This is a genomic window from Candidatus Delongbacteria bacterium (assembly GCA_041675285.1).
Classification (GTDB): Bacteria; CAIWAD01; CAIWAD01; order CAIWAD01; family CAIWAD01; genus CAIWAD01.
The window spans coordinates 198,390-211,665 of record JBAYTZ010000007.1 but is presented as its reverse complement, the minus strand read 5'-3'; the positions used below and the strand labels follow the sequence as shown (position 1 = coordinate 211,665).

The following is a 13,276-nucleotide window of genomic DNA, read 5'->3' as shown; positions in this document are numbered from 1 at the left end:
TCGCAAGGGCCTGCGTGATCGCCGCCGTCAGCGTCGTCTTGCCGTGGTCCACGTGACCAATCGTCCCGACGTTCACGTGGGGCTTGGTCCGCTCGAATTTTGCCTTGGCCATTGGATCACTCCGCGTTTGACTGCCGTTCCTGCCGGACCGCCATCCAGCAAAAAAAATCCACCCAATGGCGGATCCGAAAAGCTGTCACATCCCGAAAGAGCTCACGACCGGATTCGAACCGGTGACCTCATCCTTACCAAGGATGCGCTCTACCGACTGAGCTACGCGAGCACGGTGTGGAAGCGGGAGACGAGGCTCGAACTCGCTACCCTCAGCTTGGAAGGCTGATGCTCTACCAAATGAGCTACTCCCGCACGCAGGCAAGCCGTTGGTCTGTGAAAGCATGCGCCTTCCTTCGCCCATCGAGTTGCCGGCAGTGGTAGGGGTAGGGTTCGAACCTACGTAGGCATTCGCCGGCAGATTTACAGTCTGCTCCCTTTAACCACTCGGGCACCCTACCGTGTTTCAAGGAGTCCAGCGCGCCGAAAACGGCGAAACTCGTTGATGGCGCGCCGCTTCGCTCCTTCTCTCCGTCCAACCCGTCAGCCGGACGTGAAAGAAAACGACGAAGAATGTGGAATATAGCGTTCCCACTCAGAAAGTCAAGAAGAGACATCGAGCCACGCTCGAAAAACCCGCTGTGGCAGAGGGCGCGAGCCCCATCAGCCAACCGCGATGGACACCACTCCAGGCGCTACGCGCTTCCGGAATCTGAGCGATTTGCCCGCCAGCCAGGGTTGCACCTTTTCGTGGTTCATGGCCAACTGCAGGACGGCCTCGTCCTCCAAGGCAGCGTCCACTTCCAGCGTGGCCCGCACTTTTCCATTCACCTGGACGGCCACCTGCAGCGTGGATTGCCGGCAATGCGCCTCGTCCCAGCTGGGCCATGCCTCGTAGGCCAGGCTGGCCGGGTGACCCATCCGGTTCCACAACTCTTCCGCCAGGTGCGGCGCAAAGGGCGCCAGCAACAGGAGATAGGTCCGGGCCAGTTCTCGCGGCAAGACATCCAGCTTCACGGTCTCATTCAGGAATTCCATCAGACGGGCGATGGCCGTGTTGAATTTCATTTCGGCCAATTCCTGGGAGACCGCCCGGATGGTGCGGTGCAACAGGTTGAGCGCCGCGGCGTTGGGCGCCTGAGCCTGGATCCGGGACGAGAGCGCGTCTTCCTGGTCGATGTACAGATTCCACACGCGACGCAGGAAATTGGCGCACCCGCGGATGCCTTCCTCGGACCAGGGTTTGTCGCGATCCAGCGGACCCATGAACATTTCATAGAGGCGCAGGGCGTCCGCCCCGAATTGCCTCACCATTTCATCCGGGTTGACCACGTTGAGCCGGGACTTGCTCATCTTTTCGATCTGGGATTCCACGGGTTCGCCCGTGGCCTTGACGATCCAGTCCTTGCCCGCGCGCTCCACCTCGGCGCGCTTGAGATACTTGCCCCGGGGATCGCGGTAGCTCTCCGCCAGGATCATCCCCTGGTTGAACAGCTTCTGGAAGGGTTCCTTGGTGTGCACCAGACCCATGTCGTACAACACCTTGTGCCAGAAACGGGCGTAGAGCAGGTGCAGCACCGCATGCTCCTGGCCGCCCACGTACAGGTCCACGGGCATCCAATAGGCCTCGGCCTCCGGACTCCAGGCCTGTTCCGAGTTGCGCGGATCACAGAAGCGCAGGTAATACCAGCAGGAGCCCGCCCACTGGGGCATCGTGTTGGTTTCCCGGAACAGCACCTCGCCGGTGTCGGGATCCGTGACCCGGCACCAATCCTCGGCGCGGGCCAGCGGCGGACGGCCGTCCGCGGTGGGCTTGAAATTGTCCAGCACCGGCAACTGAACCGGCAGATCCTCCTCGCGGACCGCGCGCACCGTGCCGTCGGCGGTCTGCAGCAGGGGGAAAGGTTCGCCCCAATAGCGCTGCCGGCTGAACAGCCAATCGCGCAGCTTGTAGTTCACGACACCCTTGCCGCAGCCCCGCTCTTCCAGCCAGGCAATGATCCGGCGCTTGGCCTCGGGAACCTTCAGGCCGTCCAGCAGGCCGGAGTTGACCAGAACCCCGTCTTCGTTGTCCGTGTAGGCGGCCTGGCGGATGTCTCCGCCGGCGACGACTTCGACAATGGGCAGTTGGAAGGCACGGGCAAACTCCCAGTCCCGCTGGTCGTGGCCCGGCACGGCCATGATGGCGCCGCTGCCGTAGCCGCCCAGCACGTAGTCCGCCACCCAGATGGGCAATTCGCGGCCGTCCACCGGATTCACGGCGCAGGCCCCCGTGAACACGCCTGTCTTCTCCCGGGTGGCGTCGGCGCGATCCACGTCGCTGCGCGACTGGGCGGCCCGGACGTAGGCGGCCACGTCCGCCTGCTGCGCGGGCGTGGTGATCCGCTCCACCAACGGATGTTCCGGCGCAAGCACGCAGTAGGTGGCCCCGAACAGCGTGTCCGGGCGCGTGGTGAACACGGTGAACTCCAGCGGCTGTCCCGCCACGGCGAACACGACTTCCGCGCCTTCGGAGCGGCCGATCCACTCGCGCTGCATGGTCTTGATGCCTTCGGGCCAGTCCAGTTCGTCCAAGTCCGCGATCAGGCGTTCGGCGTAGGCCGTGATCCGCAGCATCCACTGGCGCAGCTTGCGCTTCTCCACCGGGTCGCCCGTCTCCACGTAGCGACCGTCCTTGACCTCCTCGTTGGCCAGCACCGTGCCCTGGGCCGGGCACCAGTTGACCGGGGCCTCGGACGTGTAGGCCAGGCCCTTCTTGTAGAGCTGGAGGAAGATCCACTGGGTCCAGCGCACGTACTCGGGATCCGTGGTGGAAAACTCACGCTCCCAGTCGTAGCTCAGGCCGAGGGCCGAGATCTGCCGCCGGAAGGTGGCGCAGTTCTTTTGCGTGGTGACCGCCGGATGCTGGCCGGTGCGGACCGCGTACTGCTCGGTATTCAGGCCGAAGGCGTCCCAGCCCATGGGATGGAGCACGTTGTAGCCCTGCATGCGCTTCCAGCGGGCGATGATGTCCGTGGCCGTGTAGCCTTCCGGATGCCCAACGTGGAGCCCGTCGCCCGAGGGATAGGGAAACATGTCCAGCACGTAATACTTCGGGCGGCTGGGGTCGATCTCCGAGCGGAAGGTGCCCTCGCGCTGCCAGGTTTCCTGCCAGCGGGCTTCGATGCGGGCGGGTTCGTAGGAGGACATGCCGTACTCCGTCAGTTGAAAGTCCTGCACTTGCAGGTCCAGAAACACGAAATCCGCCGGTTTGCGGAGGCCCGCCACCAGCGGATTCGTGCATTGCATCGGGGCGACTGGATTCGAACCAGCGACCTCTCGGTCCCGAACCGAGCGCTCTACCGGACTGAGCCACGCCCCGTCAACAGGAAGCTGAGAAGATAGAATGCCGGCTTCCGAGAGTCAATTCAAACGGCGATCGACGGGCATGAAAAAGGCGCCCCGCCAAAATGACGGGGCGCCGGAATTCAGACAGGATCGTGCGAACCTAGTTGGCGGGGCACATTCCGTTGTAGCCCACCACCTGATAGAAGAAGCGACCCGAGGAAGGAACCGTGTCCTCGAAGGTCGTGGTGCCGGCGGGCAGGGTGGCCAGCGGGGTGCCCGGCGTGAAGTAGCCGTCCTCGCTGCGATACACCAGGTAGCCGTCCACGGGGCCCGGGGAGGTCCAGTCCAGGGTGTAGGTGCTGCCGGCGCGCGTGCCCGTCAGCTCGATGCTGTAGGGGATGACCGATTCGATACCCCAATCAACCTGCATGAACATCTGCAGATCGCCGGCCCACGGGGTGGCCGTGTTGTTGGTGTAGTTGTAGGAGAAGGTGTGGCCGACCCAGTAGGGGCCACCCTGCTCTTCGGACAGGCCCACGACGCCCTGCTCGTTGTCCAGGCTGCTGCGCAGACCCATCCACAGCTCCTGGTCCACGCAACGCAGCTCGGGGATGTTGCCCACGTAGCGGATCAACGTGTTGGGATAGATGTCTTCCGGACCGGTGATGGTGGTCACGTACTCGCCGATCACAGGACCCGGGGTCAGGCTGTCCGCACCCTGGGAGTGAATGACGAAGTGGACCTTGTCGCCGGCCACCATGTTGTAGACGCGGGCGAAGAAGAACTGGCCGGTCCAGGGCTGGGCGATGGGATCGAAGCGCACCAGGCGGCCGGTCTCACCGTCGTTGGCCGGGATGGTCCAGGCGCTGGAGGTGTCGTAGTCGTAGCGCAGGATGCCTTCGTTGTTGCCGAAGATGTACACGTCGACTTCGAGGGAGTCGTTGGCCTGATTCTCGTCACCCACGAGCTCCGTCCAGAACTGGACGCGATAGCCACCCTCCGCCGCCGGGAACCACTCCCAGAGGTTGGGAACGGCCGCGGTCTGGGCCACGCGGTTGGAGCCCAGCGCCGGAACGGCGAAGGCAACCTGATTCATCGGCTGGCGGGCGCGGATGGTCGTGCTCGTGCTGTCGTCCAGCACGCGCCACCACACGCGGACGTTCTCCTGGGCGGCGGCGCCGTGGTTCGTCACCTCGGCGGCGGGCAACTGGGAGACCGTGATATTGCGCGGGTAGTTCATCCAGGCCTTGTTCACGCCCAGATCGTTGGTGGGCACGTTGGCCATGGTCACGCTGACGTTGTCCACCCAGAGGCCCGTGCCGTCGCCGCCGTCGATGTCGGCGTCGGTGCGCATGCGGTAGCGCAGCTTGAACTGCGTGCCCGTGGCCAGGGTGAACTGCAGGGCGCCGTTGAAGACGTCGGCGTTGGTGTACGTGTAGTAGGAGTTCATCCAGTCCGGACGCGTGTCGCCGGCATAGTCGTAGGTCAGCGTCGTCCAGACCGCGTTGTCCGTGCTGTACTCGACGTAGAAGTAGTCCTCGAGGAAGCCGTCGTCGTTGCCGTCGGAGTCCGGCAGGTCGCAACGGATGTCCTGCTCGACGGTGATCAGCGTCGGGGCCGTGTAGGTGATCCAGGGGCTGACCACGTAGCAACCCAGGCTGGGATCATCGTCGCAGACCCACTCCGCACCCGTGTAGACCCAGGAGTCGCCATAGACCCAGAAGCCGTGGGTGGGGGCGCCGCCCGTGTTGTTCACGCCGTCGTCGGCCCAGAGGGTGCCGCCGGCGGAGACCACCACGTTGTCCACCTGCATGCCGATCAGGCTGGCGTCGTCGATGACGTCGAAGCCCGGATCCGCGCACATGACGAAGCGCAGGCGCACGTCACTCTGGCCCACGAAGGAATTCAGGCTGAAGCTGGCGTTGGACCAGCCCGCGGCCGTGCCGCCCCAGGAGGGGATGCCCGTGCCCATGCCGAACTCCGAGCCGAAGGCGTAGGAGCTGGTCACGTTGTAGGCGGGCGTGCCCGAGATCACGGCCCACGTGGCGCCGCCGTCCGTGGAGGCCCAGACGTTGCAGCCGTCCCAGCCATCATAGCCGACGGGCTCGCCGCCCGGGGTTTCCTGCGCGTAGAAGAGGGCGAAGGAGAGGCTGGGGTTGACGGCGCCGACCAGATTGATGGCCGGAGTCTGCAGGTAGACGAAGGAACTGCTCAAGTAGCCACCGGTGGCGGCGTCCGCGCTCCACCAGGTGTTCGTGTAGGTGCCGCCGTGGCCCGTGGGCTCCACGTGCCAGGTGTCGTTCTGAAGACCCGTGCCAAAGCTGCCCCAGCCCTGGGCGGATCCATCGAAGTTGTAGCTCTCGTCCCGGTCCACGCGCTCGGAGGCGCCCGTGTCCTGGTTCAGAACCGTCACGGGGATGACGGTCCCGGCGCCGGACTGCGGGTGCACCCGGGGGGCGCTCACCACGGCGGCGCTTGCCACGCCGGCCAGCAGAACGGAGCACATGAGGATTTTGCTCATAATCAACCCTTTCAAAATGAAGCGACAGAAGTTGGCAGGTTTGGCCGCCCTGATCCTCTTGGCGGATGATCTGCACGAGCAAAAACCAGACCAAGCCACTCTAAACCTAACCTGATTGCTGGACAACCTGTTAGCGTATGCACGAACCCGGGGGAATCGCTCAAGGTGACGGATTTCGAACAGCCCCTGGCGGGCTGGGCTGCCCCTTGTGTGATCAGTGGTTCAGCCTTCCCGGGTTCCCAAGAACAGGGTGGAAATGCCCCCGCTGAGTTCCACGGCCCGGGCGTCGGCGAAGCCGGCCTCCCGCATCCAGGCCAGAAAAGGCCCGCGTCCGGGAAACTGCTCCACCGAGGCGGGCAGGTAGCGGTAGGCCATGGCATCACCGGACACCAGTCGGCCGATCAGGGGCAGGACGAAGCGGAAGTACAGTCCGAACAGTGTGCGCAGCAGGGGATTGGGAATCCCCGCCAATTCCAGGATGACCAACCGGCCGCCGGGCTTCAACACGCGGCCGCACTCCAGCAGGGCCTGCCGCTTGTCGGGAAAGTTGCGGATGCCGTAGCCGATGGCCAGGCCGTCCAGGCTGCGGGGCTTGAGGGGCAGGCGCTCGCCGTCGCCGCGGATTCGGCTGATCTGCCCGCTCTGCCGGGCCGCCCGGGTCTTTTCGCCCAGCCGGGCCAGCATGCCCAGGGACAGGTCCACGGCCAGCACGCGGCAGCCGGGCTCCCGGCGCAGCATGGTGAAGGCGTAGTCGCCCGTGCCGGCCGCCAGATCCAGGTAGACGCCGCCGGGCCGCAGACGCAGTTCGCGCACGGCCCGACGGCGCCACAGGATGTCCGTTCCGCCGGAGAGCAGGTGGTTGAGGAGGTCGTAGCGCCCGGCGATGCGGTCGAACATCGCCTCCACGCCCGCCTTGCGCCGGCTGCCCGTCTCCCGGGAGAGGGCCTGGGGATCGGGCAGACTCATCCGTTCTGGCGCTTGGCGGCTTCCGCCTTGAGCAGCGGATCGCGGTGGTCCAGGCGCGGCATGGAAGCGGCCTTGTGGAAGACCTTGCGGGCCTCATCCTTGTGGCCCATCACTTCCAGCGTCTCCGCCAGTTCGTACCAGGCGAAGACCCACGTCGGCTCCAGTTCCGTGGCCTTGCGCAGATGACTGAGGGCTTTCTCGTCGCCACCCTTGGGCAGGTCGCCGAACAGCGTCTCGGCGGCCTTGCGCTTGGCCCAGCCCAGGTGGGCCATCTCGCGGTAGTAGCGACCGATCAAGCCGTGAGCGCGCCCGTTACGGGGGTCGATCTCCAGGGCTTTCAAAGCCTCGCGCTCAATCTCTTGCGCCAGGCTGACCTTTTCCTTGCCGCCGGCGAACAGCGCCCGGCGCCCCACCGCCAGCGCCCGGTAGTAGTGCGCGTTGCTCTGGCCGGGATGCAGGCGCACCAGTTCGCGGCTGGTGCCCAGCGCCTTGTTGAACCAGGCCTCCGCCTGCTTCACCTGGCCCTTGTCCTGGGCGTCCTCCCCCAGGTCCACCTGGGAGCGCACCACGCGCCAGAGGGCTTCGAACTGGCCCGGAGCCGCCTGCAGGGCCTGGGTCGCGCTCTCGTGGGCGCGGCTCAGGTCGTACTTGGCGCAGGCCTCGTCACAGGCCTTGAGCAGGGCCGCCGGATCCGCCGCGCGGGCTCCGCCACAAACCAGCAGGGCCACCAGAGCGGCCAGACGCAGGACTCTCGTGCTCATGTCTTCCCTTTCCCTTCCAGATTGACTGCCGATCAGGGCGCCACCTTGTGCAGCGGACACTCGCCCTGCGGCACGTAGGAGCGCAGAAACAACTCGCGGAACGTGTTCGGACAGAAGGGCCCCGCGTGCTCGAAGGTCTCGCTGCAGATGTCCACCTCCACCACCGAGGCCGGCCGCTGGAATTCCGCCTCCGGCAGCTGGAGCTTGGCGTAGACCTCGTTCATGAACTGGGCCCAGACCGGCAGGGCGGCCTGGCCGCCGGCCATCCCCGAACCCAGGCTGAATTGCGGATCGTCGTGCCCCAGCCAGACGCCGCAGGCCAGCAGCGGCGTGTAGCCCACGAACCAGGCGTCGGTGTAGGAATTGGTCGTGCCCGTCTTGCCCGCCGCCGGAGCCTTGAAGCCGTAGCGCCAGCGGGCGGCGGAGCCCGTGCCATCGCGCATCACGCTGCCGAGCATGTCGGTCATCAGGGCGGCGGTGCCTTCGGAGAGGGCCTCCTGGCTGAGCGGACGCTGGCGCCAGATCACGTGGCCGTGACGGTCCCGCAGCTCCTCCACGGCGAAGGGCGTGTAGTGGATGCCGCCGTTGGCCAGGCAGGCGTAGGCGCTGACCAGTTCCAGCGGGATCACGCCGCTGGAGCCCAGCGCCATGGCCAGGTCCGTCTCGATGGGCGTGGTGATGCCCATCTGCCGCGCGTACTTGACCACCATGTCCGGCGGCACCACGTCCATCAGCAGGCGCACGGCCACCAGGTTGTAGCTCTCCTTCAGCCCCGTGCGCAGCGTGGTCAACCCGCCGGTCTTGCCGTCGTAGTTCTGGGGCGACCAGAGCTTGCCCGTGCCGTCCTCGACGGAGACGGGGCCGTTGGAGACGCGGAAGGCCGGCGAGTAGCCGTTGTCGATGGCCGCCGTGTAGAGGAAGGGCTTGAAGGCCGAGCCCGGCTGCCGGATGGCCTGGGTGGCGCGGTTGAAGCGGCTGCGCCTGAAGTCCCGCCCGCCCACCAGGGCCCGGATCGCGCCGCTGCCCGGATCCAGCGCCACCAGTGCCGGCTGGACGGCCAGCAGGCTGTCCACCAACTGGCGGTGCTCGGGCTTGAGCCGCAGCTGCCAGCGCTCCTCGTCGCTCAGCTCGGGCCAGCGCTCCTGGGCCCAGGCCATCCAGTCCCGCCGCAGGAAGCTGTTCTGCGAAATGGAGTCCAGCCGCGCCACGCCCGCCGCGCAAGCCCGCTCGGCGGCGGTCTGCATGTCCAGGTCCAGCGTGGTGCGGATCTCCAGCCCGTCCCGGTAGATGTCCACGCCCAGTTCCTCCTGCAGGTCCTCCAGCTGCAGCCGGACGTACTCGCAGAAGTAGGGCGCCGCCAGTTCCGCCCCGCTCAGGTCGCCGGCCACCACGCCCAGCGGGGCGGCCTGCGCCTCGTCGTACTGGCTGCCGCGCAGCAGGCCGCGCTTGCGCATGACCTGGAGGATGACGCTGCGCCGCTCCAGCGCGCGGTCGGCGTGCAGGTAGGGCGAAAAGTGGCGCGGGGCCTTGAGCAGGCCCACCAGCAGGGCCGCCTGGGTGGGGCCCAGCTCCCGGGCGTCGGTGCCGAAGAAGCGCGCGGCGGCCTGCTGCACGCCGTAGGCCCCGTGGCCGAAGTAGGCCTGGGTCAGATACATCTCCAGGATCTCGTCCTTGGAGTAGTGGCGCTCGATCTGGATCGCCGTGAGCACTTCGCGCAGCTTGCGCAGGAGGCTCTTCTCCCGACTGAGGTAGAGGTTGCGGGCCAGCTGCTGGGTGAGGGTGGAAGCGCCCTGGGCGTAGCTCAGCGTGCCCAGATCCACGGCCAGGGCCCCCACCACGCGATAGACGTCCACGCCCCAGTGCGAGCGGAAGCGCCGGTCCTCCACGGCCACCACGGTCTCCACCAGCCAGGGGGAGATCTCCTCCAGCGGCACCTGGACGCGCTTCTGCTGGAAGAACTCGCCGATCAGCCGGCCCTCGCGGTCCAGCAGGCGGCTGGAGAGCATGGGTCGGTAGCGCTCCAGCTCCTCGAGCGGGGGCAGGTCGCGGCTCAGCCACCACAGCCCCAGCCCGCCCAGGGCGCCCAGCACGCCCAGGACCAGCAGGGTCCAGAGGATCACGCGCGCCGCCAGGCTGGATCTCATCGCAGCCGCTCCTCCAGCAGGGCCGGCGCCAGCTCCGGGCGCAGGTACTCGAAACTCAGCCTCTCGCCGTCCCAGATGCAGAAGCCGCGCGACTTGTGGACGAAGGGCGGCAGGGTGCCGACCACCGTGGAATCCCACAGGAACCGGGCCGCCACGTGCACGTGGCCCATGGCCAGCAAGCGGTCCTCCGGCTGCAGCAGCAGCGGCAGCCCCCGCTTCAGGTAGGCGGTCAGCTCGGCCCGACTCCAGACGTGGGTCCGATCGCCGGCCCCGGCCCAGTCCGCCACGCGCATGCCCAGGTCCGGATGCAGCCAGCGGAAGGCCCACTGGGCCCAGTTCGAGCGGAAGACCCGGCGCATGAGCCGGTAGCCGCGCTCCGCCGGATCCAGCCCGTCGCCGTGGTGCAGCACGATCTGCCCGCCCAGGGCCGTGCGGCGTTCCCAGTCGCCGGGATGGCGCAGGGCCAGCCGGGTTTCCAGCAGCCCGCCCAGGCGGAAGTCGTGGTTGCCGGGCAGGATGGAGATCGCCAAGCCGCCCTCCACGGCGCGCAGCAGGGCCGCCAGCCAGGGCAGATGCCGGCTGGGCAGCACCTCGCGCCACTCGAACCAGAAGTCGAACAGGTCGCCCAGGATGCAGAGCTCGGAGCCCTCGGCCCGCGCCCGCTCCAGCACCTGGACGAAATCCGCCAGGCGCGCCGGGTCGTCGGCGTCGTGGCGGATGCCGGCGTGGATGTCGCTGATCAGGAATAGCGGCTGCATGGCGCAAGTTCGGAAAGAGCGGGCTAGCAGTCTGGCGGGCTTGAGCACTTCCTGGGCAGGGGATCCCCCGGTCGAGCCGGGGGATGACGAGACGTGCTTAGGCCGGGTCGGCCTCCACCACGAAGGCCCCGCCGCGCCAGTCCAGCCGCAGCGCGTGTTCCAACTCGCCGGCGATGGCCAGGCTGGCGACGGGATCCACCACCTCGCGCTGCAGCAGGCGCTTCATGGGCCGGGCGCCGTAGACGGCGTCGAAGCCGGCCTCCGCTAGCCGCTCCACGGCTGCGGAGCTGACGCTAAGCCGGATCTGCCGCGCGGCCATCCGGGTGATGATCCGCTCCAGCTGGATGTCCACGATCCGGCGCTGGGTCGCGCGGTCCAGCGTCCGGAAGACCAGCACTTCGTCGATGCGGTTGAGGAACTCGGGTTTGAGCGCTTGGCCCAGGATTTCCAGGGCCTCCTGCTCCAGCTCCAGACGCTCCAGCAGCGGATCGACCCCCATCATGTCCTTCAGCCTGGAGACGAGCTGGGCGCTGCCCAGGTTGGTGGTGAGGATCACCACGCAGTCCCGCCCCCGCACCACGCGGCCCTTGCTGTCCGTCAGGCGCCCGTCGTCCAGCAGCTGCAGCAGCAGGTTCAGCACGTCCGGGTGGGCCTTCTCGATCTCGTCGAAGAGCAGCACGGACCACGGATGCCGGCGCAGGGCCTCCGTCAGCTGCCCGCCCTCCTCGTGGCCCACGTAGCCGGGCGGCGCGCCGATCAGCCGGCTGACCGAGTGCTTCTCCATGTACTCGCTCATGTCGAAGCGCAGCAGGGTGCGCTCGTCGTTGAACAGGGCGTCCGCCAGCGCCTTGGCCAGCTCGGTCTTGCCCACGCCGGTGGAACCCAGGAAGAGGAAGGAGCCCAGCGGGCGGTTGGGATCGGACAGGCCGCTGCGGCTGCGGCGGATGGCCGCGGCCACGGCCTCCAGGGCGTGATCCTGGCCCACCACGCGCAGGCGCAGCCGGTCTTCCAGGTGCAGCAGGCGCTCGCGCTCGCCCTCCACCAGCCGGGTGACGGGGATGCCCGTCCAGCGCGAAACCACCTCGGCGATGTCCTCGGCGCCCACCTCCTCGCGCAGGATGGCGTGGGGCTGGCGCGTCTCGTCCAGCTCCTTCTCCCGGGCCGCCCGCTCCAGTTCCAACTGGCGCAGCGTGCCGTGAGTCAGCCGGGCCGCCAGGTCGAAGTCGCCTTTGCGCTCGGCCTCGTCCAGTTCGTGGCGCGTGCGCTCGATCTCCTCCTTGGTGGCGCGCAGGCGCTGGATCAGCTTCTTCTCCTGCTGCCACTGGGAGCGCAGACCCGCGCTGACGGCGCGGATGTCCGCCAGCTCCTTCTCCACGCCCACCAGGCGCTCCCGGCTGGGGGGATCGTCCTCCAGCCGCAGGGCCCGGGACTCCACCTCCAGCTGGCGCAGGCGGCGCTCGTACTCGTCCAGCTCCTCGGGCAGGCTGTCGATTTGGATCCGCAGCCGGCTGGCAGCCTCGTCCACCAGGTCGATGGCCTTGTCGGGCAGGAAGCGGTCCGGGATGTAGCGCGCGGACAACTCCGCCGCCGCCACCAGCGCCGCGTCCTTGATGCGAATGCCGTGGTGCAGCTCGTAGCGCTCCTTCAGGCCGCGCAGGATGCTGATGGTGCTCTCCGCGTCGGGCTCGCCCACCTGCACGGGCTGAAAGCGCCGCTCCAGGGCCGCGTCTTTCTCGATGTGCTTGCGGTACTCGGCCGTGGTGGTGGCGCCGATGCAGCGCAGTTCGCCGCGCGCCAGCAGCGGCTTGAGCAAGTTGGCCGCGTCCATGGAGCCCTCGGCCGCGCCCGCGCCGATCACCGTGTGCAGCTCGTCGATGAACAGGATGATCCGGCCCTCGGAGTGGGTCACCTCCTTCAGCACGGCCTTCAGCCGATCCTCGAACTCGCCGCGGAACTTGGCCCCCGCCACCAGCGCGCCCATGTCCAGCGCCAGGATGCGCTGGCTCTTCATGGGCTCGGGCACGTCGCCGTCCTTGATGCGCAGGGCCAGGCCCTCCACGATGGCCGTCTTGCCCACGCCGGGTTCGCCGATCAGCACGGGATTGTTCTTGGTGCGCCGGGACAGGACCTGCAGCACGCGGCGGATCTCCTCGTCGCGGCCGATCACCGGATCCAGCCGGCCCTTGCGCGCCTGTTCCACCAGGTCCACGGCGAAGCGCTCCAGCGCCTGGTAGCGCGTCTCGGCGTCGGGATCGTTGACGCTCTGATGGCCGCGGATCTCCTTCAGCAGCTTGAGCAGCGTGTTCTCGTCCAGGCCCCGGCCGCGCAGCCAGCCCGCGCCGTGATCCGCGCGACTGCGGCCGGCCTCCTCCAGCTGGGCCAGCAGGATGTGTTCGGCCGCCACGTACTCGTCGCCCAGCTTGTCGGCCTGCAGTTTGGCCTCGCCCAGCAGCTGGACGAAGGGCCGCGACAGGTGGACCTGGCCGGCGCCGCTCACCCGGGGATGGCGGGCCACCCGCTCGTCCAGCGCCGCCAGCACGCCCTGGACGGGCAGCCCCAGCTTCTTCAGGGCCGTGGTCAGCACGCTCTCCGGATCCTCGGCCAGCACGCGCAGGAAGTGGTCGCCCTCCACCTGCTGGTGGCCCAGCCCTTCGGCCAGGCGCACGGCCTGCTCCAGGCTCTGCTGGGTGCGATGGGTCAGTCGATCAAGGGACAACATGCGCTCTCTCCTGCCAGCGGCTGCCACCA

The 13,276-nt window shown here is 67.7% G+C and carries 8 protein-coding genes and 4 tRNA genes; all 12 read right to left on the bottom strand.

Going from position 1 to position 13,276, the window contains the following annotated elements:
* A partial coding sequence (locus WC326_09450) for a GTP-binding protein (protein MFA7331282.1) occupies positions 1 to 112 on the bottom strand: 112 nt, incomplete at its 3' end.
* A gap of 98 nt (positions 113 to 210) precedes the next feature.
* Positions 211 to 283 (bottom strand) — tRNA-Thr (locus tag WC326_09445).
* 10 nt (positions 284 to 293) lie between these two features.
* Positions 294 to 366, bottom strand: a tRNA-Gly gene (locus WC326_09440).
* A gap of 63 nt (positions 367 to 429) precedes the next feature.
* Positions 430 to 512: transfer RNA gene (locus tag WC326_09435), tRNA-Tyr, on the bottom strand.
* A gap of 202 nt (positions 513 to 714) precedes the next feature.
* A complete protein-coding gene (gene leuS, locus WC326_09430) occupies positions 715 to 3,240 on the bottom strand; it encodes a leucine--tRNA ligase (protein ID MFA7331281.1) in 2,526 nt (841 codons plus the stop codon).
* A 98-nt stretch (positions 3,241 to 3,338) separates the two neighbouring features.
* Positions 3,339 to 3,412: transfer RNA gene (locus WC326_09425), tRNA-Pro, on the bottom strand.
* A 126-nt stretch (positions 3,413 to 3,538) separates the two neighbouring features.
* Positions 3,539 to 5,899, bottom strand: a complete 2,361-nt coding sequence (locus tag WC326_09420; protein ID MFA7331280.1) for a hypothetical protein — start codon at positions 5,897 to 5,899, stop codon at positions 3,539 to 3,541.
* A 222-nt stretch (positions 5,900 to 6,121) separates the two neighbouring features.
* Positions 6,122 to 6,865 (bottom strand): ubiquinone/menaquinone biosynthesis methyltransferase, encoded by a 744-nt coding sequence (locus WC326_09415; GenBank protein MFA7331279.1) that lies wholly within the window; start codon positions 6,863 to 6,865, stop codon positions 6,122 to 6,124.
* A complete protein-coding gene (locus tag WC326_09410) occupies positions 6,862 to 7,626 on the bottom strand; it encodes a tetratricopeptide repeat protein (GenBank protein ID MFA7331278.1) in 765 nt (254 codons plus the stop codon). The genes WC326_09415 and WC326_09410 overlap by 4 nt, the downstream gene beginning before the upstream one ends.
* Before the next feature lie 32 nt (positions 7,627 to 7,658).
* Entirely contained in the window at positions 7,659 to 9,770 is a 2,112-nt protein-coding gene (locus tag WC326_09405) for a PBP1A family penicillin-binding protein (GenBank protein MFA7331277.1), read from the bottom strand.
* Positions 9,767 to 10,528 (bottom strand): UDP-2,3-diacylglucosamine diphosphatase, encoded by a 762-nt coding sequence (locus WC326_09400; GenBank protein ID MFA7331276.1) that lies wholly within the window; start codon positions 10,526 to 10,528, stop codon positions 9,767 to 9,769. Before WC326_09400 ends, WC326_09405 begins: the two co-directional genes overlap by 4 nt.
* 97 nt (positions 10,529 to 10,625) lie before the next feature.
* Entirely contained in the window at positions 10,626 to 13,247 is a 2,622-nt protein-coding gene (locus tag WC326_09395) for an AAA family ATPase (protein MFA7331275.1), read from the bottom strand.
* Positions 13,248 to 13,276: the final 29 nt, after the last annotated feature.

Excerpts from the sequence above, each read along its gene's own strand:
- leuS (MFA7331281.1), bottom strand. The coding sequence starts at position 3,240 with ATGTCCTCCTACGAACCCGCCCGCATCGAAGCCCGCTGGCAGGAAACC.
- WC326_09420 (MFA7331280.1), bottom strand. The coding sequence starts at position 5,899 with ATGAGCAAAATCCTCATGTGCTCCGTTCTGCTGGCCGGCGTGGCAAGC.
- WC326_09415 (MFA7331279.1), bottom strand. The coding sequence starts at position 6,865 with ATGAGTCTGCCCGATCCCCAGGCCCTCTCCCGGGAGACGGGCAGCCGG.
- WC326_09410 (MFA7331278.1), bottom strand. The coding sequence starts at position 7,626 with ATGAGCACGAGAGTCCTGCGTCTGGCCGCTCTGGTGGCCCTGCTGGTT.
- WC326_09405 (MFA7331277.1), bottom strand. The coding sequence starts at position 9,770 with ATGAGATCCAGCCTGGCGGCGCGCGTGATCCTCTGGACCCTGCTGGTC.
- WC326_09400 (MFA7331276.1), bottom strand. The coding sequence starts at position 10,528 with ATGCAGCCGCTATTCCTGATCAGCGACATCCACGCCGGCATCCGCCAC.
- WC326_09395 (MFA7331275.1), bottom strand. The coding sequence starts at position 13,247 with ATGTTGTCCCTTGATCGACTGACCCATCGCACCCAGCAGAGCCTGGAG.